The sequence below is a fragment of the Pantoea sp. X-Soil-ISGK-259 genome, assembly GCF_059730705.1.
The window spans coordinates 1,331,095-1,350,479 of record NZ_AP035986.1 but is presented as its reverse complement, the minus strand read 5'-3'; the positions used below and the strand labels follow the sequence as shown (position 1 = coordinate 1,350,479).

Sequence of the window (19,385 nt, the reverse complement as noted above, 5' to 3'; positions counted from 1 at the left end):
TACAGGGTGATAAATTCAGTTAAGCCGTAATACCCAGCTTCTCGCGGGCATAGTGTAGCGCTTTTTCGATGACTTGATCGATAGACATCTCGGTAGAGTCCAGAACCAGTGCATCGCCAGCGGCTACTAAAGGTGCGATTACGCGGTTGCGATCGCGGTCGTCGCGTTCTTTTATCTCGGCTAAAAGGCGGTCAAAGTTAACATTAAAGCCATTGTCCTGCAACTGTAGCATACGGCGCTGAGCACGTTCTTCCGGACTGGCATCCAGGAAAATTTTCACTGGCGCCTCCGGGAAAACCACGGTGCCCATGTCTCGTCCATCAGCAATTAATCCCGGCAGCTCGCGGAAACCGCGCTGGCGGCGTAATAACGCTTCGCGCACCCGTGGAAACGCGGCAACACGTGACGCGGTGTTGCTGACCTCCTGAGTACGGATTTCACCGGTAACATCTTCACCTTCAAGGATGACCTGCATGTCACCATTTTGTGACACAAAGCGCACATCGAGGTGTGCAGCAATCGGCACAAGCGCTTCTTCAGATTCGATGTCGACCTGATGATGCAACGCGGCTAATGCCAGCACGCGATAAATAGCACCGGAGTCCAGCAGATGCCACTGCAGCGATTCTGCCATCGCTTTACACAGTGTTCCTTTTCCCGCTCCACTTGGCCCATCAATAGTTATGACCGGGGCAGTTACTGTCATTATTCCCTCCTGTTGCTGCGTGCTTCCTGACCTTTCGGTCACCATTAATGACTCGCATTATACGCTGCATAGCGCGGCTTGGTTACTGTTTCGCACTAACCGGGTTCGTAATTTTAGTTAATTCAGAGGATCGCTGGGCCGTTACAGCCAGATTAAATCCGGGGAGATCCGGTGCGGAACCGCACCGGAAGAGAGAGATATCAGGCGCTCTGGCTGATTTTAGCCAGCTGAACGAAGTAGTCCGGGAAGGTTTTAGCTGTACAGCCAGGATCAAGAATGGTCACTGGCGTATCTGACAGTGCTACCAGAGAAAAGCACATTGCCATACGGTGATCATTGTAGGTGCCAATATCAGCATGCTTTAGCGTCGCAGGTGGGGTAATACGGATGTAGTCATGACCCTCTTCGACTTCCGCGCCGACTTTACGCAGCTCTGTCGCCATTGCGCTCAATCGATCGGTCTCTTTTACCCGCCAGTTATAAATATTACGTAACTGGGTGGTGCCTTCTGCAAACAGCGCCGTGGTGGCAATGGTCATTGCAGCATCCGGGATATGGTTCATGTCCATATCAATGGCCTGCAGCTTTCCAGCCGTACAGGCAATGTAATCATCGCCCCATTCGATCGCAGCACCCATCTTTTCCAGCACGTCAGCAAACCGAATGTCACCCTGCATACTCTGGCGTCCGATACCGGTGACCCGGACCGTTCCGCCTTTTATGGCTGCAGCCGCCAGGAAATAAGAAGCGGAAGAGGCATCACCTTCCACCAGGTAATCGCCCGGTGACTGATACTGCTGCTGTCCCTTAATCAGGAAACGCTGATAGCTCTGATTCTCAACGTCGACGCCAAAGCACTGCATAAGATTGAGCGTAATGTCGATGTAAGGTTTGGAAACCAAATCACCTTTAATCGTGATGCAGGTATCCTGCTGCGCCAGCGGCGCGGTCATCAGCAGCGCCGTCAGGAACTGACTGGAAACACTGCCATCCACACTGACATCACCGCCGGTAAAACCACCGCGTAAACGCAGCGGCGGATAGTTTTCGTTTTCCAGGTACTCAATGGTTGCGCCACCCTGACGAAGCGCATCGACCAGATGCCCGATTGGACGCTCTTTCATGCGGGGTTCGCCGGTCAGTTCGATATCGTGCTCGCCCAGGCAAAGTGCTGCGGCCAATGGACGCATAGCGGTGCCGGCGTTGCCCAGAAACAGTGACAGCGGTTGAGATGCGTTCAGTGGTCCTGCATTCCCCGTGACTTCACACACGGTACGATCGTCTGAAAGCGTATAGCTTACGCCCAGCGCGGTCAGCGCATTCAGCATATGCTTTACATCGTCGCTGTCGAGCAGGTTGGTGAGACGGGTAGTGCCTTTAGCCAGCGCAGCCAGCAGCAATGCGCGATTAGAAACGCTCTTAGAACCTGGCAGGTTCACGGTGCCATCGACACGCGAAATGGGTTGGAGAGTCAGGGAGTCCTGCATGTGAAACGAAATCCTCAAAAATACAGAGACCTCGCCGTGTGACGAGGTCTGGCATCAGCATTAGTGCTGATATTTTAATAATCAGCCGTGGCGACGTTCAAAATCGACCATGAAATCGGTCAGCGCTTTCACACCTTCCAGCGGCATCGCATTATAGATAGAGGCGCGCATACCGCCTACTACACGATGTCCTTTAAGCGCATGCAATCCCGCCTTAAATGACTCTTCCAGGAACAGCGCATCAAGTGACGCATCCGCCAGCTGGAAAGGAATGTTCATGCGTGAACGGTTTTCTGTCGCCACATCATTACGGTAAAAACCACTGTGATCGATAACGCCATAAAGCAGGTCAGATTTTGCCTGATTAATACGATCAATTTCAGCGACACCGCCCTTCTCTTTCAGCCATTTAAATACCAGCCCCGACAGATACCATGCAAACGTCGGTGGGGTGTTAAACATCGAATCGTTATCGGCCAGTACTTTGTAATCGAGGATTGAAGGCACTGAGGCATGCGCCTGGCCCAGCAGATCTTCACGCACAACCACCAGCGTTAATCCGGCCGGGCCTACATTTTTCTGCGCACCCGCATAAATCACGCCATAACGACTCACATCGATCGGACGAGACAGAATGGTAGAGGAGAAATCAGCAACAACGGTTTTACTGCCGAAGTCAGGCTGTTCATCAATGGCGATGCCATCAATGGTTTCATTCGGGCAAAAATGCAGGTAAGCGGATACCTCACTTACCGCCCATTCGCTCATCGGCAGGATAGCGCGTTTACCGTCGCGGGTTGTTTTGACATCCAGCGTGCGTGGGGAACAATACTTTTCCGCTTCTTTTATTGCGCTATGCGCCCAGTAGCCGCCATCAACATAGTCAGCAGTTGTCGCCTGACCCAGCAGATTACCGGGTACAGCAGCAAACTGCGCGCGTGCGCCGCCATGACAGAATAAAACTTTGTAATTGGCCGGTATTTTTAGCAGATCACGGAAGTCCTGCTCTGCTTCTTCAGCTACCTGAATAAACTCTTTACTGCGGTGACTGATCTCCATTACAGAGGTACCCAGACCGCGCCAGTTCGTCAGTTCCTGTTCTGCACGACGAAGGACTTCAACCGGTAGCATCGCCGGGCCAGAGCTAAAATTATAAACTTGCGTCATTTCCCCTCACCACTGTCATATCGAACGGTTATGAATAACCATTCGGTTTTATCACTGCATACTGATAGCTGCAATCATAAATCAGGGCGCGGTCACATTTTCTGAATATGCCTCGCCGGAGGTTATGTTACCAATGCAAACCAGCGCGGAATTTTGTGAGGCTTCATCCAGCACCATTAATCCACGTTTGGCCTGAGAGCCGATGTGATAAAAACTAAGCCCGTAAAAATGTCCCGCCCTGATAGCGGTCTGTAAGCAAAATCCGTATCATTGCGCGCTTTACGCACCCCATGACAACAGAGAGAGCGGCACTATGACGCAAACATTTATCCCGGGCAAAGATGCCGCACTGGAAGACTCCATTGCGCGTTTCCAGAACAAGCTGCAGGATCTCGGCTTTAACATTGAAGAAGCTTCCTGGCTGAATCCTGTTCCCCATGTCTGGTCAGTGCATATCCGCGACCGCGATTGCCCGCTCTGCTTTACCAACGGCAAGGGCGCCAGTAAAAAAGCTGCGCTGGCCTCTGCACTGGGCGAATATTTTGAGCGTCTCTCAACTAACTACTTTTTTGCTGACTTCTGGCTGGGCAAAAAGATCGCGAACGGCGACTTTGTTCACTATCCCAATGAAAAATGGTTCGCGTTACCTGAGGATGATTCCTTACCTGAAGGCATTCTGGATGCGCGCCTGAACGCGTTTTACGATCCCGACAATGCTCTGACGGCTTCCGGCCTGATTGATCTGCAGTCTGGCAATGCTGAGCGCGGTATCTGCGCCCTGCCGTTTACCCGCCAGTCGGATCAGCAAACGGTTTACATCCCGATGAATATCATCGGCAACCTCTATGTCTCAAATGGCATGTCCGCAGGTAACACCGCGAATGAAGCACGTGTTCAGGGCCTGTCCGAAGTGTTTGAGCGCTACATCAAGAACCGCATCATCGCGGAAGCAATCAGCCTGCCTGCGATTCCTGATGAGGTGATGCAGCGTTATCCGGAGGTGATCGAAGCGATTGCCCGCCTTGAAGCGGAAGGTTTCCCGATTTTCGCTTATGACGCCTCGCTGGGCGGTAAATATCCGGTGATTTGTGTGGTGCTGTTTAACCCGATCAACGGAACCTGTTTTGCCTCCTTTGGTGCCCATCCCGATTTTGGTGTGGCACTGGAACGAACTGTCACGGAGCTGCTGCAGGGCCGAAGCCTGAAAGATCTTGATGTGTTCACGCCACCGACTTTTGATGATGAAGAAGTCGCTGAACATGCCAATCTGGAGACCCATTTCATTGATTCAAGCGGTCTGATCTCATGGGATCTGTTTAAAGAAACAGCGGACTATCCCTTTGTTGACTGGTCATTTGCAGGCAGCACCGAGCAGGAATTCTCCACACTGATGGCCATCTTTGCCTCGGAAGATCAGGAAGTCTATATTGCTGACTACGAGCATCTGGGTGTCTATGCCTGCCGCATCATCGTACCGGGGATGTCTGATATCTACCCTGCCGAAGATCTCTTCCTGGCGAATAACAGCATGGGCGCTGGCATTCGTGAAACCCTGCTGGCCCTGCCTGACAGCAACTGGAATCCGGAAGAGTATCTGGATCTGATTGGACAGCTTGATGATGAAGGTTTTGACGACTTCACTCGCGTTCGCGAACTACTGGGTCTGGCAACCGGTAAAGACAACGGCTGGTACACACTGCGTGTTGGCGAATTAAAAGCGATGCTGGCGCTGGCGGGCGGCGATCTGGATCAGGCACTGATCTGGACAGAGTGGACAATGGAGTTTAACAGCTCCATCTTTACGCCAGAGCGGGCTAACTACTATCGTTGTCTGCAGACTCTGCTGTTACTGGCAATGGAAGATGAGCGTGATCCGCTGCAGTATCATCACGCCTTCCTGCGTATGTACGGTGAAAGCGCGATGGAAGCAGCCTCAGCCGCCATCAGTGGTGAACATCCATTTAACGGCCTGCAGGCCGTTGATGATGAACTGCAGGCATTCCCGGCCCATCAGTCCCTGCTTGCTGCTTACGAAAAACTGCAGGCGGCTAAGCGTCTCTACTGGAAAAATGCGTAAGTTATAACGCGACTGATCCAAAAAGAGGATTAACATGGCACCGGCCTTTTCTGGTGCCATAATTTTCTGCTTTCCTTGTGGAACATTAACTGTATTAAAATCCATTCAATTACATCAAATCATTTTAATTAACATATCAGCCATTAATTATTCATCAGGCAGGCCCTTCAAAAAGGTAAGTCTTTTTACATTAAAAAAATTTTGCATTTTTAAAATTTATTTAACCAAATAATTTCAAACAGTTAGAGATTTATTTGGCTTTTCCTCTGCGATTTACAGGCTGCCACGTCGGCAAACATGATCCATATCAATTCCTGACCTATACTCCTTTGTTAGTATTTTTCCAGACAACTTCTGGAGTAAGTTAGTGTGAAAACTGACAACCCTTTTAATCTTTTATTACCAGCCGCAATGGCGAAAGTGGCCGAAGACGCCGGTATCTATAAAGCAACCAAACATCCCTTCACCACCTTCTTTCTGGCGATAAACGCTGGCGTATTTATCTCCATCGCATTCGTTTTTTATATTACAGCGACCACCGGCAGCGGCACGATGCCCTATGGCATAGCCAAACTGATTGGCGGTGTCTGTTTCTCACTCGGCCTGATGCTGGTCGTCGTGTGTGGCGCTGACCTCTTTACTTCTACTGTCTTAATCGTCGTCGCCAAAGCCAGTGGCCGCATCAGCTGGGGACAGCTGGCCCGCAACTGGATTAACGTTTACGCCGGTAACCTTGCAGGTGCCCTCTTCTTTGTCGCCCTGATGTGGTTTGCCGGACAGCATATGGTCGCGAATGGCGCCTGGGGATTGAATGTCCTGGAAACCGCCGATCACAAAATGCATCACACATTCATCGAAGCGGTTTGTCTGGGTACGCTGGCGAATTTGCTGGTCTGCCTTGCCGTCTGGATGAGTTACTCCGGCCGTACCCTGACCGATAAGCTGGTGGTAATGATTTTGCCTGTTGGCATGTTTGTCGCCAGCGGTTTCGAGCACAGCATCGCCAATATGTTTCTGATTCCTTATGCCATTGTCATTCGCGACTTCGCGGCACCTGAATTCTGGCAGGCTGCTGGCACCACGGCGGCACAGTTTCACTCGCTTACCGTGAGCAACTTTATTCTCGACAACCTGATTCCTGTGACCATTGGCAACATCATTGGCGGCGGCATTCTGGTTGGGTTGACCTACTGGGTTATCTATCTCCGTAAAGGTGACCAGGTCCATTAAACACATTTTGACGGCACAGGACGTTGACTGTGCCCGACCGTAAAGTCTCTTCATATAAGGCAGGTATATTATGACCGAACTTAATGCAAAACTGGCTTCAGCATGGGAAGGATTTGCTGAAGGCGAATGGCAGAATAGCGTCAATGTGCGCGATTTCATTCAGAAAAACTACACTCCTTATGAAGGTGATGAGTCGTTCCTGGCGGGCGCAACTGAAGCGACCACTAAACTATGGGAAAGCGTGCTGGAAGGCATCAAAATTGAAAACCGCACCCACGCGCCAGTTGACTTCGACACCGACCTCGCCTCAACGATTACCTCGCACGACGCAGGCTACATCAATAAGTCGCTGGAAAAAATCGTTGGTCTGCAGACTGAGGCACCATTAAAACGCGCGCTGATTCCTTTTGGCGGCATCAAAATGGTCGAAGGTTCATGCAAAGTCTATGGCCGTGAACTCGATCCTTCACTGAAAAAAATCTTCACCGAATACCGTAAAACGCATAATCAGGGCGTGTTCGACGTTTACACCCCGGACATCATGCGCTGCCGTAAATCAGGTATCCTGACCGGTTTACCCGATGCCTATGGACGTGGCCGCATCATCGGTGACTATCGTCGCGTGGCTCTCTACGGCATCGATTTCCTGATGGCGGATAAATTCTCCCAGTTCGCCTCTCTGCAGAACGATTTAGAGAATGGCGTGAATCTGGAAGCGACCATTCGTCTGCGTGAAGAGATCTCGGATCAGCATCGTGCGCTGGCGCAGATTAAAGAGATGGCCGCAAAATATGGCCATGACATTTCGGGCCCGGCAACCAATGCCGTTGAAGCCGTACAGTGGACTTATTATGGCTACCTTGCTGCCGTTAAATCACAAAACGGTGCTGCCATGTCCTTTGGCCGCGTCTCAACCTTCCTGGATGTTTACATCGAGCGTGACCTTAAAGCCGGTAAACTGACTGAAGAACAGGCACAGGAACTGATTGACCATCTGGTCATGAAACTGCGTATGGTTCGCTTCCTGCGTACTCCTGAATATGATGAGCTGTTCTCAGGTGACCCAATCTGGGCAACCGAATCACTGGCCGGTATGGGCGTTGATGGCCGTACTCTGGTTTCAAAAAGTACCTTCCGCTTCCTGAATACCCTGTACACCATGGGTCCTTCACCTGAGCCGAACATGACCATTCTGTGGTCAGAAAAACTGCCAATTAATTTCAAAAAATATGCCGCTAAAGTCTCAATCGACACCTCATCTCTGCAGTATGAGAACGATGACCTGATGCGTCCTGATTTCGACAATGATGACTATGCCATCGCCTGCTGCGTCAGCCCGATGATTGTCGGCAAACAAATGCAGTTCTTTGGTGCACGTGCCAACCTGGCGAAAACCCTGCTCTACGCAATCAACGGCGGCGTGGATGAAAAACTGAAAATGCAGGTTGGACCGAAAGGCGACAAAATCAGCGATGATGTGCTGGACTTCGACACCGTCATGGAGCGTATGGATCACTTCATGGACTGGCTGGCAAAACAGTATGTGACTTCGCTGAACATCATTCACTACATGCATGATAAGTACAGCTACGAAGCCGCGCTGATGGCCCTGCATGACCGTGACGTCTATCGCACCATGGCGTGTGGTATCGCTGGTCTCTCCGTTGCTGCGGATTCACTGTCTGCGATTAAATATGCCAAAGTGAAACCGATTCGTGATGAAGATGGTCTGGCGATCGACTTCGACATCGAAGGTGAATATCCTCAGTTCGGTAACAACGACTCCCGCGTTGATGACCTGGCCTGCGATCTGGTTGAACGCTTCATGAAGAAAATTCAGCAGCTGACCACCTATCGTAATGCCGTGCCGACACAGTCTGTTCTGACCATCACCTCAAACGTGGTGTATGGTAAGAAAACCGGTAACACACCGGATGGACGTCGCGCTGGCGCACCGTTTGGACCTGGTGCTAACCCAATGCATGGCCGTGACCAGAAAGGTGCGGTGGCTTCACTGACTTCCGTCGCGAAACTGCCGTTTGCCTATGCGAAAGATGGCATCTCTTATACCTTCTCAATCGTGCCAAACGCGCTGGGTAAAGATGATAACGTGCGTAAAACTAACCTTGCCGGTCTGATGGATGGTTACTTCCATCATGAAGCGAGCATCGAAGGCGGTCAGCACCTTAACGTCAATGTCATGAACCGTGAAATGCTGCTGGACGCGATGGAGCATCCAGAGAAGTATCCGCAGCTGACCATTCGCGTTTCCGGTTATGCTGTGCGCTTTAACTCACTGACCAAAGAGCAGCAGCAGGATGTGATTACCCGTACCTTCACACAGTCACTGTAATCACGGCTCAACCCGATATAAAAAGGCTCCTCGCGGAGCCTTTTCCTTAAAAGTCTGTTTTGTTGGTCATCTTTATCAAGGTTCCCACCAGAATCGATTTCCTGCCCTGAGCGCAACAGAGATTGCGCCGTCTGTCCCGGCAGACTCACTGGAGAACACATCGCAATGTCAGTTAACGGTCGTATCCACTCATTTGAATCCTGCGGCACCGTCGATGGTCCCGGCATCCGTTTTATCACCTTCTTTCAGGGCTGCCTGATGCGCTGCCTCTACTGCCACAACCGCGACACCTGGGATACCCACGGCGGCAAAGAGATCAGCGTTGAAGCGCTGATGGCGGATGTGCTTTCCTATCGCCATTTTATGAACGCCTCTGGCGGCGGTGTTACGGCCTCTGGTGGTGAAGCGATTCTTCAGGCTGAATTTGTGCGCGACTGGTTTCGCGCCTGTAAAGCGGAAGGCATTCATACCTGTCTCGACACGAACGGTTTCGTACGCCGCTATGATCCGGTGATCGATGAACTGCTTGATGTTACTGACTTAGTGATGCTCGACCTGAAACAGATGAATGACGATGTGCATCAGATTCTGGTGGGGGTCTCTAATCACCGTACCCTGGACTTTGCCCGTTATCTGCAGAAAAAAGGCAAGAGAACCTGGATCCGTTTCGTTGTCGTACCGGGCTATTCCGATGACGATGACACCGCGCATCGCCTGGGCGAATTCACCCGTGATATGCAGAACGTTGAGAAGATTGAATTGCTGCCCTATCACGAACTGGGTAAGCATAAATGGATTGCGATGGGTGAAGAGTACAAGCTGGATGGCGTAAAGCCGCCGGGTAAAGAGACGATGGAGCGCGTGAAAAACATTCTCGCCAGTTACGGCCACGAAGTGATGTACTAACAATCGGCCACAAAAAAGGGAGCTTAACGCTCCCTTTTGGCCAAATGGCGATCAGGCATGTGCCACTGGCGTAGCCTGATGATTCGTTTTGCGCAGCAGCATAACCAGATAAATCAGCGCCACAGCCGCGATCATCACGAACAATAGCTGGTCAGAATAATTCTGCATCAGAACAGAGGTCATTGCCGGTCCAGCCAGACTGCCTACGGTATAACTCATCAGCAACGCCTGGTTCATTGCAACCAGCTCATGGTGGGCGACCGTCTCACAAGCCCAGGACATCGCCACCGGATAGAGTGTGAAGCCTGCCAGGCCCAGCACAAACAGCGCAGGCGCCATCGCGGCATTGGTCAACATGGCCATCGCGCCCAGGATAACGACAAAAACCTGAACCCGTAGCACCAGCATGCGACCAAAACGATCAGCCAGGCGGCCAACGGGCCACTGGCCCACAATACCTGCGCTGACCAGCAACGCCATCCAGTAACCGACATTTGCGTCACTCATTCCCTGATGTGACAGGTAAAGCGGCATCAGGCCATAAAGCGAGCCCAGAAGGATGCCAGAGATGATGCAGCCATTAATACCCAGGCGGGAACTACGACGACGCAGCATCGGCCAGATGCGGGCCGGAGCCGCCTCTGTCGCTTCACCATTACTGGAAACGCGGGTAAAGACCAGCGGCAGTACGGCGCAGAAGACCAGCGAGGTTACCCACGGGATCACGCTGAGTAATTCCGTAGAGAGTTTGCTGACCAGTAACTGGCCGGTCACAGTACCGATGTAATAGACAACCATGTAGGCCGCCAGCAGTTGTCCGCGATTACGCACCGTGCCGCTGCACAGAAGTGCGCTCTCAACCACCACCCACATCAGCGCACAGCCGACACCCGCGATGAATCGCATTGAACTCCAGGCCCAGAAGCCCGACATCATCGCCAGGCACAGGGTCGCGACGGCAAACATCACGGTAGCCAGGTAATAGCTGCGATTGAAGCCGTACTGTCTGATTAACCAGCCAGCCAGCAGCGTGCCTGCGAGATTACCGGTGTAATAAGACGAACTTACTATACCCACCTGCCAGGTTGTCAGTAAGTCATGCGTCAGCCACAGTGGAACGAGCGTATTCAGCACGGCAATTGCGACAGTCATTAACATCAGGCCGCAAAGCAGCAGTATCACGGGGCGTGACCAGGTTGACATAGGGGATAGAAACCAGAGCAAATGAAGGAAATTGCGCGCAGTTTGCCATTAGCTTTTTTAAAGTCAACGGAAGGAATTTAACGGCAGCACATTTTGCTGCCCGACAATTTAATTTACTAATCTTCAGTGGGTTACAATCGTCTTAAGCGACATAGGGCTAAATGCTATCTCTATGAAAAATTAGGTTTTTAAGCACTCCAGCACATCTGTTATCGATAACGTTTATTTGTGATTAAATCAGCGAGATATAAATCCTATTTTTCAGATGCAGGACAAAAAAAAACCCGGCCATGGCCGGGTCTTCAGATACCTGATTGCTTAGCCGATAATTTCGACGCCCTTCATGTAAGGGCGTAAAACTTCCGGTACGGCGATACGACCATCTTCCTGCTGATAGTTTTCCAGCACTGCCACCAGGGTACGGCCGACGGCCAGACCTGAACCATTCAGGGTATGAACCAGACGCGGCTTCTTATCCTGTTTGTTACGGCAACGCGCCTGCATACGACGCGCCTGGAAATCACCCATGTTGGAACAGGATGAAATCTCGCGGTAGGTGTTCTGCGCCGGTAACCAGACTTCCAGATCGTAGGTTTTAGTCGCTCCGAAGCCCATATCGCCGGTACAGAGTAAAACCTTGCGGTATGGCAGGTTCAGCAGTTGCAGAACTTTTTCAGCGTGGCCGGTCAGCTCTTCAAGCGCCTCCATAGACTGTTCCGGGGTAACGATCTGCACCATCTCAACTTTGTCGAACTGGTGCATACGGATCAGACCGCGTGTGTCACGACCGTAAGAACCCGCTTCGGAACGGAAGCACGGTGTATGTGCGGTGAGTTTAACCGGCAGGGTATCCTCTTCGAGGATCTCGTCACGCACCAGGTTGGTCAGCGGCACTTCCGCGGTAGGAATCAGTGCATAGTTGCTGCTGTCTGACTCCTCTTCCAGCGGACGGGTGTGGAACAGGTCTTCGCCAAACTTAGGCAACTGTCCGGTACCGTAAAGCGTTGCGTGGTTAACCAGGTAAGGCACGGAGGTTTCAAGGTAGCCATGCTGCTCAGTGTGCAGGTCAATCATAAACTGACTCAGTGCACGGTGCAGGCGGGCAATCTGCCCCTGCATGACAACAAAGCGCGAACCGGTCAGTTTCACGGCAGCCGCAAAATCCAGGCCTTTAGCCGCTTCACCCAGCTCAACGTGATCTTTAACCTGGAAACTGAACTCGCGCGGCGTACCCCAGCGGCTCACTTCCTGGTTTTCGCTGTCATCTTTGCCCAGCGGCACTTCGTCTGCCGGAATGTTCGGCATTGCCAGCGCGAAGTCACGGATTTGATTCTGCAGTTCGTCCAGTTCTGCTTTAGCGGCATCCAGGCGTTCGCCCAGCGCATTCACTTCCTGGCGCAGCGGCTCGATGTCTTCCCCACGTGCTTTGGCCTGACCGATGGATTTGGATCGGGAGTTACGCTCTGCCTGCAAATTTTCTGTTTCCACCTGCAGTACTTTGCGACGCTCTTCAAGCGAACGCAGCGTTTCCACATCCAGTTTGTATCCCCGGCGTGCCAGTTTTTCTGCGACTGCGTCTGGCTCGTTACGCAGCAGATTGGGATCGAGCATGCTTATCCTGTGTATAAAAAGTTGGTTGAAAGAAGGGACGCATTCCTGTGGAATGCGTTGAAAACATTGCCCACATTACCGTAAGGTCTGTTTCAGCGGTAGCGTTTTGTCGGGCTATTTTGATCCTGCTCAGCCAGCCAGCTTAGCTTTTCACCAATCTTACCCTCAAGCCCGCGCTGGGTTGGCGTGTAATAGCGCGTGCTGGCCAGTTCCTTTGGAAAATAGACTTCACCGGCAGCATAGGCGTTGGTTTCATCATGAGCATAACGGTACTCTTTGCCCAGCCCCATCTCTTTCATCAGCTTAGTCGGCGCGTTGCGCAGATGTTCCGGCACATCGTAATCAGGATTATCACGCGCATCACGCATCGCGGCTTTAAAGGCGTTATAGACCGCGTTACTTTTCGGCGCACAGGCCAGATAAACAATGGCCTGAGCGATGGCGCGCTCCCCTTCTGCCGGACCCACGCGCGTGAAGCAATCCCAGGCTGCAATCGCCACCTGCATACCGCGTGGATCGGCATTGCCGACATCTTCGGAGGCGATAGCCAGCAGCCGGCGAGCCACATAGAGCGGATCGCCGCCTGCGGTGATGATGCGCGCATACCAGTAGAGCGCTGCATCTGGCGCGGAGCCGCGAACCGATTTGTGCAGCGCCGAAATCAGATCGTAAAAACGATCGCCTTTGTTATCAAAACGCGCGGATCGCTCACCCGAGACTTCGTTAAGCAACTGAGGCGTCAGTTCACGCTGACCTGAGGCGGTGGTTTCGGCCATATCTGCCATCATTTCCAGCGTATTCAATGCCCGGCGTGCATCACCATTAACCAGTTCAGCAATCATCCTGCGGGTATTATCCGGCAGCACGATGTCACTCTCGCCATAACCTCGCGCTTTATCCTGCATCGCCTGATCCAGCACCTGCTCAATATCTTCGAGCGTCAGTGATTTCAGCAGGTAAACGCGGGCGCGTGACAGCAATGCGGAGTTAAGTTCGAAAGAGGGATTTTCGGTGGTGGCACCAATAAAGGTGATGGTGCCATCTTCAATATGGGGCAGAAAAGCATCCTGCTGGCTCTTGTTGAACCGATGGACCTCGTCCACAAACAGAATAGTGCGCCGTCCGGCATGTTTGTTCTGTCGGGCACGCTCAATCGCTTCACGGATCTCTTTTACGCCGGAGGTCACTGCAGAGATACGCTCCACATCGGCATTACCGTAATGCGCGATGATCTCAGCCAGCGTGGTTTTGCCGGTCCCGGGCGGTCCCCATAAGATCATTGAATGCAGATGCCCGGCTTCAATCGCACGCGGCAGCGGTTTACCCGCGCCCAGCAGATGCTGCTGACCAATGTACTGTTTCAACGTTTCTGGCCGCATACGTGCGGCCAGAGGTTTGAAATTCTCGGTGGAAAAATCCAGGGACAGGTTACTCACCGTGACCTCACTGACGTTGGTCGTCCACCGTCACGCCTTTTGGCGGTGTGAACGTGAATTTATCCGGGCTGATCGCGCCATTCTGCTGGCTTTTCAGCTGGTAATCGCTGCGCTGACCATCCTGCTCAATCGCGCTGAAGCGGTTAATGGTGCCGCTGGACGTCACCTGAATAGTGAACTGTTTCAGGTTGCCGTCGCTGTTTTTCGGCGTCAGTTCGAAATTGTCACCCTGCTGTTTGATGTTGTATTGCTTCCAGTCGTTTGACTGGTTACGGGCAATCAGCATAAACGGCGTGTTGCTGGTGGCATTCTGCAGCAGGCTGACAGTAGCCTGTTCAACAAACGGGTTGTAGAACCAAAGCGATTTGCCGTCGGAGATGATGATACTTTCGTCCGGTGCGGTCATGTGCCAGTTAAACAGGCTGGGACGTTTAACCCACAACTCGCCTTCGCCGTCCTGCACATTGGCGCCGCTGCTGTCGGTCACTTTTTGCGTGAAGCTGGCGTGGAAGCTGCTGACCTTATTCAGGCGCTGCTGCAGATCACTGGAAGCATCAGCCAATACGCTGGCTGAAGAAAAGGTGGCCAACAGGCCCAGAGCGATTACGCGTAATTTCATCTGCTTCAATTCCTTATTTAAACGTTCCCATCGATAACTGCATTAAGCCTGGTCGCCGTTCCGCCATCAGAACAGAAGAAAAAACCGAAAGCTGATTCAGATATGGGGCTTAACCGTATAAAAAACAATGAGCCAGTCGGAACTGGCTCAGTGAGTAGTGTTTCAAAACATTTAACTGCTACATGTCGTGTGGGGGCGGAGACAGGACTTCACGGTTACCATTGTGGCCTGGTGCAGAGACAATGCCCTGCGCTTCCATCTGCTCAATGATACGTGCCGCACGGTTATAACCAATGCGGAACTGACGCTGAACGCCTGAAATCGATGCTCGACGTTTATCAACCACAAAGCCGACTGCCTGGTCGAACAGCGGATCGAGCTCTTCATCACTGTCGATGCCACCGGCACTTTCGCTCTCTTCGCCCGCGGTAATGCTGTCGATATATTGCGGACGTCCACGCGCTTTCCAGTCCTGAACCACGGCATGCACTTCCTGGTCACGAACAAAGGCACCGTGCACACGAATAGGCAGGGAGGAGTTTGGCGGCATATAGAGCATGTCACCCATCCCCAGCAGTGACTCCGCGCCGCCCTGATCGAGAATGGTACGTGAGTCAATCTTGCTCGACACGGTAAAGGCGATACGCGTCGGGATGTTCGCTTTGATCAGGCCAGTAATCACATCCACGGATGGGCGCTGTGTTGCCAGCACCAGGTGGATACCTGCGGCTCGGGCTTTCTGTGCCAGACGCGCAATCAACTCTTCAACTTTTTTACCCACTGCCATGATCAGGTCGGCAAACTCATCGACCATTACCACGATGTAAGGCAGTTTTTCCAGGACCGGCGGCGTCATATCCATACTGTCGCCCGGCTTCCAGAACGGATCGGGAATCGGACGGCCCATCGCTTCAGCCTGTTCCACTTTCTCGTTGTAACCTGCCAGGTTACGCACGCCCAGCGCCGACATCAGCTTATAGCGACGCTCCATTTCGCCAACACTCCAGCGCAGCGCATTGGCGGCATCTTTCATGTCTGTGACGACTTCGGTCAGCAGGTGTGGGATGCCTTCGTAGACCGACAGCTCCAGCATTTTCGGGTCGATCATGATGAAGCGAACTTCTTCCGGCGTCGCCTTATAAAGCATGCTGATAATCATGGCGTTCACACCCACAGATTTACCGGAACCGGTGGTACCGGCTACCAGTAAGTGCGGCATTTTCGCCAGATCGGCGACGACAGGCTGACCCGCAATATCTTTACCCAGCACAACAGCCAGCGGTGACGGATTGTCGCGGAATTTAGGGCAATCCAGTACTTCACGCAGATAGACTGTCTGACGATGCTTGTTAGGCAGTTCCAGACCCACGTAAGGCTTGCCTGGAATCACTTCCACCACACGAACCGCAACCGTGGACAGCGAACGTGCTAAATCACGCGACAGGTTTGAAATACGCGCCGCTTTCACGCCAGGTGCCAGGTCGAGTTCAAAACGGGTAATAACCGGGCCAGGCGAGATGCCAACCACTTCCGCTTTCACACGATAATCACCCAGGCGCGACTCAACCAGACGGGCGGTCTGCTCCAGCGAAAACATGTCCACCGGCTCTTCTTCTTCAGGTGGCGCAGTCAGCAGATCCAGTGAAGGCAGTGGTGTAGACGGTTTCTCCAGAGGCTGTTCATGGCGCATCAGGAACGGATGAATCAGGCTGTCATGCAGCGAAGGTTTCGCTTCTTCAACCGGCTGAGCCGGCACGGCGGCTGGCGAACCATAAGCGGGAGCAGAATAAGCCGGAGCCTGAGAAGCCACTGGCGCACCATAAGCGGGCGCAGAGGGTGCTGCAGGCGCTGCATACACAGGCTCAGACGAGGCTGCTGGCGTACTGTAATCTGATTCTGCCGGGATAAAGCGGTCAGGTGCAGGAACCTGAGCCGGAGCCTGAGGTTGTGAAACCTCACTCACCTGCTGCCATGGTTCGTGTGAAACCGCAGGAGCTTCCGGTTCTGGCGTCGCGGCAATCGTAAACAGCGGTTCAGACGGGCCGTCATCCACCAGATCTTTCATCGGTGAAAAATCAAACGCTGAGGCGGTATCAATATTAAATACCGGCTCTTTTTTCACTTCAGGTTCATAGCGCTGTTGCTGCTGCTCGGCGAACTGACGTGCCAGTGCATCCTGATGCTGAGCATCCTGCTCATCTTCCTCGTCCTGCTGCCAGCTGGTGCCATAACGCTGCTGCTGTTCAGACTGGAAGGCCTGACGCAGTTCAGCCTGCTGCAGCGCCTCTTCAGCATCAGGTGCAGCAGAAACTGATCCAGCCGGGGCCGTTTCGCTCTCTTCCGTTTTTGCTTTCTCTTCAGCCATGCGCTGAGAAGGCAATTTAATGCCATAAGAGGCCAGCTCACGACGGGTTGGCAGTTTTACCGGGTTAGGACGCGGTAGCGCCGGTCCGATGCCCTGCTTAACCTGCGGGTTGGGATTGGTTTCAGGGGCTAAATCGAAAACAGGGGCAGTACGCGTGGTCGCCTGGGCCGCAGTGGCAGCGACGGCGGCCGCAGCTGCAGGAGCCGCAGGCATTGCTGGTGTGTCGCGCCAGTTCCCCATTTTAGGTTCATCGTCGTCGTAAGCACTGAACGACGGCGCAGCCGGGGCCTCGTCCGGCATTTCAAAGTGATAAAGCGGTGGTGAGGTCGCAGGTGCAGAAGCACTCTGCGCCGGAGTCGGAGCCGTTGCTGCACCATAGGATGCTGGCGCGCTCTGCACGGCCGCAGGCGCGGGTTGTGCCGTCGGCGATGCTGGCATAGCTGCAGGCGCAGATGCCGCCGCAGAAGGCGCTGCAACAGCGGCAGGCGTTACCGGAGCAGCCGGCGCGAGCGTCACCTCTGCGGCTTCCGCCGTTGCCGCTACCGCCGCGCTGGTTGCTGCTGCCGCTTTAGCCAGCAGAGGATCCGGCTGTGACGCCGCAGGCTGGGCGGCTGCACGTGGAGCAGAAAGCAGCACATCTTCATCCTGATCGGTAGCATGCAGTTCAGGCACATCCGCGTATTCATGCGCGTCCTGCTCGTCATCCTCTTCCTGCCAGGGTTCATCGTGACGTGAACGGTTGCTGGCAAACGTCAGCACGCCCATCACCACGCCACCAATTCTTTCTGCGATGGTGAGCCATGACCAGCCGGTGTAAAGGGTAATGCCCGCCGCCCAGACGCAAAGCAGCATAAGCGTGCCACCCGCTGGACTGAACCAGGGGGCAATCGCATTACTCACCAGGCTACCAATCACGCCGCCTGAGGCGAAGTACCAGATATCATCGGCATTTAGCGCCGCCATACCACAGGTCGTCACCACCAGTGCCAGGACGCCAATTAAGCGCAGCCCGACAGCAAAGCAGTCAAAGTAGTCCTGGCTGTCGCGCTGACGGAAAGCAATCCAGCACAGACCCAGGATGACGGGCGGAATGGCGTACGCCATCACACCAAAGATGAAGAGTAAGGTGTCAGCCAGCCAGGCACCGACGCTGCCGCCGATATTGTGGATAGGTTCATGCCAGGCCGTTTGCGACCAGCTCGGGTCGGAAGGGTTAAAACTGACTAAAGAAACCATCAGGTAGATGGCAAACAGCGCCACCAGAATAAGCAACGCTTCCAGCAGACGACGTCCACTGCTCAGCGATTGTAACGAAACGTCTTTATCTTCTGTATATTCCTGGCTCAAGAGGACTCTCCAGGTGCCTGTAAAGTAAGAAGCAACAGCGCCGGGCGAGCCCGACGCTGATCCTGTATGAATTCACAGGAGTGTACCGAAATCTAACAGGTTTTGCACCTGCCCCGCATCAGCGGGTTTTGATCACCAGTCGATTGCTCTGTTTGACCTCTTCCATCACCACGTAAGTTCGCGTGTCGTTTACGCCGGGCAGGCGCAACAGGGTTTCACCCAGCAACTTACGGTAGGCAGACATATCAGGTACGCGCGTTTTCAGCAGGTAGTCGAAATCGCCGGAAACAAGGTGACACTCTTGAGTTTCCTCAAGTTTTTGCACAGCGGCGTTAAATTGCTCAAACACATCCGGCGCACCACGATTCAGAGTAATCTCAACGAATACCAGTAGCGATGCATCAAGATAGTGCGGGTTCAACTGCGCGGTATAGCCAAGAATAAATCCCTGACGTTCAAGACGACGCACGCGTTCAAGACATGGCGTAGGCGATAAGCCTACGCGTTTGGAAAGCTCTACGTTTGAAATGCGACCATCTTTCTGAAGTTCATTCAGAATGTTCCTGTCAATTCTGTCGAGATCTTTTCCGGGGCGTTTCTTATTGTCTACCATTATTATTGTCTCTCTTAATTCCTTCCCTTTACCTGCCACGCCCTGAAAACGCTCATTGTTCGGGGCATTTCTGAAGTGAGCTAACAGAGCCTGTGTTCTGAAATCTATCGACATGACGCATATTGTCTGTCCACATCATGCGTCATTATCCATATCAGGCTGCTTTTATTCGGCGTTAAGTGCAAAACAGGCGAGGAAAACCTGTTTTGTTCCGATAAATGTTATTCGCTTCTGATAATGTTTTCGCAAAAGCGCAGGCGATTGT

At 52.9% G+C, this 19,385-nt stretch carries 13 protein-coding genes; 4 read left to right on the top strand and 9 right to left on the bottom strand.

What is annotated here, in order from left to right:
• Positions 1 to 19: 19 nt before the first annotated feature.
• From cmk to serC, 3 genes are all read right to left on the bottom strand, one after another.
• On the bottom strand, positions 20 to 706 hold the full coding sequence (cmk, locus tag AC6I77_RS06200) for a (d)CMP kinase (RefSeq protein WP_497816768.1): 687 nt from the start codon (positions 704 to 706) through the stop codon (positions 20 to 22).
• A gap of 200 nt (positions 707 to 906) precedes the next feature.
• Positions 907 to 2,193 carry a 3-phosphoshikimate 1-carboxyvinyltransferase gene (gene aroA / locus AC6I77_RS06195; RefSeq protein ID WP_003849347.1) on the bottom strand — a complete coding sequence of 429 codons (1,287 nt, stop codon included), beginning with the start codon at positions 2,191 to 2,193 and terminating at the stop codon, positions 907 to 909.
• 81 nt (positions 2,194 to 2,274) lie between these two features.
• On the bottom strand, positions 2,275 to 3,360 hold the full coding sequence (gene serC / locus AC6I77_RS06190; RefSeq protein ID WP_497816767.1) for a 3-phosphoserine/phosphohydroxythreonine transaminase: 1,086 nt from the start codon (positions 3,358 to 3,360) through the stop codon (positions 2,275 to 2,277).
• Positions 3,361 to 3,673: 313 nt separating this feature from the next.
• On the opposite strand from serC, the gene ycaO reads away from it, so the two are divergent.
• The 4 genes from ycaO to pflA all read left to right on the top strand — a co-directional run bounded on the left by ycaO (position 3,674) and on the right by pflA (position 9,926).
• Positions 3,674 to 5,437 (top strand): 30S ribosomal protein S12 methylthiotransferase accessory factor YcaO, encoded by a 1,764-nt coding sequence (ycaO, locus tag AC6I77_RS06185; protein WP_140915845.1) that lies wholly within the window; start codon positions 3,674 to 3,676, stop codon positions 5,435 to 5,437.
• A gap of 369 nt (positions 5,438 to 5,806) precedes the next feature.
• Positions 5,807 to 6,667, top strand: coding sequence for a formate transporter FocA (gene focA, locus AC6I77_RS06180; protein WP_003849342.1), 861 nt, complete (start codon positions 5,807 to 5,809; stop codon positions 6,665 to 6,667).
• Positions 6,668 to 6,737: 70 nt separating this feature from the next.
• On the top strand, positions 6,738 to 9,020 hold the full coding sequence (gene pflB, locus AC6I77_RS06175; protein WP_033761664.1) for a formate C-acetyltransferase: 2,283 nt from the start codon (positions 6,738 to 6,740) through the stop codon (positions 9,018 to 9,020).
• Between the two features lie 165 nt (positions 9,021 to 9,185).
• A complete protein-coding gene (gene pflA, locus AC6I77_RS06170) occupies positions 9,186 to 9,926 on the top strand; it encodes a pyruvate formate lyase 1-activating protein (protein ID WP_008925842.1) in 741 nt (246 codons plus the stop codon).
• Between the two features lie 51 nt (positions 9,927 to 9,977).
• On the opposite strand, the gene AC6I77_RS06165 is transcribed toward pflA, so the two are convergent.
• From AC6I77_RS06165 to lrp, 6 genes are all read right to left on the bottom strand, one after another.
• Positions 9,978 to 11,129, bottom strand: a complete 1,152-nt coding sequence (locus AC6I77_RS06165; RefSeq protein ID WP_003849339.1) for an MFS transporter — start codon at positions 11,127 to 11,129, stop codon at positions 9,978 to 9,980.
• A gap of 318 nt (positions 11,130 to 11,447) precedes the next feature.
• Positions 11,448 to 12,740, bottom strand: coding sequence for a serine--tRNA ligase (gene serS / locus AC6I77_RS06160; protein WP_008925841.1), 1,293 nt, complete (start codon positions 12,738 to 12,740; stop codon positions 11,448 to 11,450).
• A gap of 92 nt (positions 12,741 to 12,832) precedes the next feature.
• A complete protein-coding gene (locus tag AC6I77_RS06155; protein ID WP_003849336.1) occupies positions 12,833 to 14,176 on the bottom strand; it encodes a replication-associated recombination protein A in 1,344 nt (447 codons plus the stop codon).
• Between the two features lie 7 nt (positions 14,177 to 14,183).
• Positions 14,184 to 14,795: an outer membrane lipoprotein periplasmic chaperone LolA gene (gene lolA / locus AC6I77_RS06150; RefSeq protein WP_003849334.1), complete on the bottom strand. Its 612-nt coding sequence runs from the start codon at positions 14,793 to 14,795 to the stop codon at positions 14,184 to 14,186.
• A gap of 178 nt (positions 14,796 to 14,973) precedes the next feature.
• On the bottom strand, positions 14,974 to 18,507 hold the full coding sequence (locus AC6I77_RS06145; RefSeq protein WP_457171766.1) for a DNA translocase FtsK 4TM domain-containing protein: 3,534 nt from the start codon (positions 18,505 to 18,507) through the stop codon (positions 14,974 to 14,976).
• Positions 18,508 to 18,625: 118 nt separating this feature from the next.
• Complete coding sequence (gene lrp / locus AC6I77_RS06140; RefSeq protein ID WP_006118610.1) at positions 18,626 to 19,120, bottom strand: leucine-responsive transcriptional regulator Lrp; 495 nt, start codon at positions 19,118 to 19,120, stop codon at positions 18,626 to 18,628.
• Positions 19,121 to 19,385: the final 265 nt, after the last annotated feature.

Excerpts from the sequence above, each read along its gene's own strand:
- aroA (WP_003849347.1), bottom strand. The coding sequence starts at position 2,193 with ATGCAGGACTCCCTGACTCTCCAACCCATTTCGCGTGTCGATGGCACC.
- cmk (WP_497816768.1), bottom strand. The coding sequence starts at position 706 with ATGACAGTAACTGCCCCGGTCATAACTATTGATGGGCCAAGTGGAGCG.
- pflA (WP_008925842.1), top strand. The coding sequence starts at position 9,186 with ATGTCAGTTAACGGTCGTATCCACTCATTTGAATCCTGCGGCACCGTC.
- lolA (WP_003849334.1), bottom strand. The coding sequence starts at position 14,795 with ATGAAATTACGCGTAATCGCTCTGGGCCTGTTGGCCACCTTTTCTTCA.
- serS (WP_008925841.1), bottom strand. The coding sequence starts at position 12,740 with ATGCTCGATCCCAATCTGCTGCGTAACGAGCCAGACGCAGTCGCAGAA.
- ycaO (WP_140915845.1), top strand. The coding sequence starts at position 3,674 with ATGACGCAAACATTTATCCCGGGCAAAGATGCCGCACTGGAAGACTCC.
- pflB (WP_033761664.1), top strand. The coding sequence starts at position 6,738 with ATGACCGAACTTAATGCAAAACTGGCTTCAGCATGGGAAGGATTTGCT.
- AC6I77_RS06165 (WP_003849339.1), bottom strand. The coding sequence starts at position 11,129 with ATGTCAACCTGGTCACGCCCCGTGATACTGCTGCTTTGCGGCCTGATG.
- lrp (WP_006118610.1), bottom strand. The coding sequence starts at position 19,120 with ATGGTAGACAATAAGAAACGCCCCGGAAAAGATCTCGACAGAATTGAC.
- serC (WP_497816767.1), bottom strand. The coding sequence starts at position 3,360 with ATGACGCAAGTTTATAATTTTAGCTCTGGCCCGGCGATGCTACCGGTT.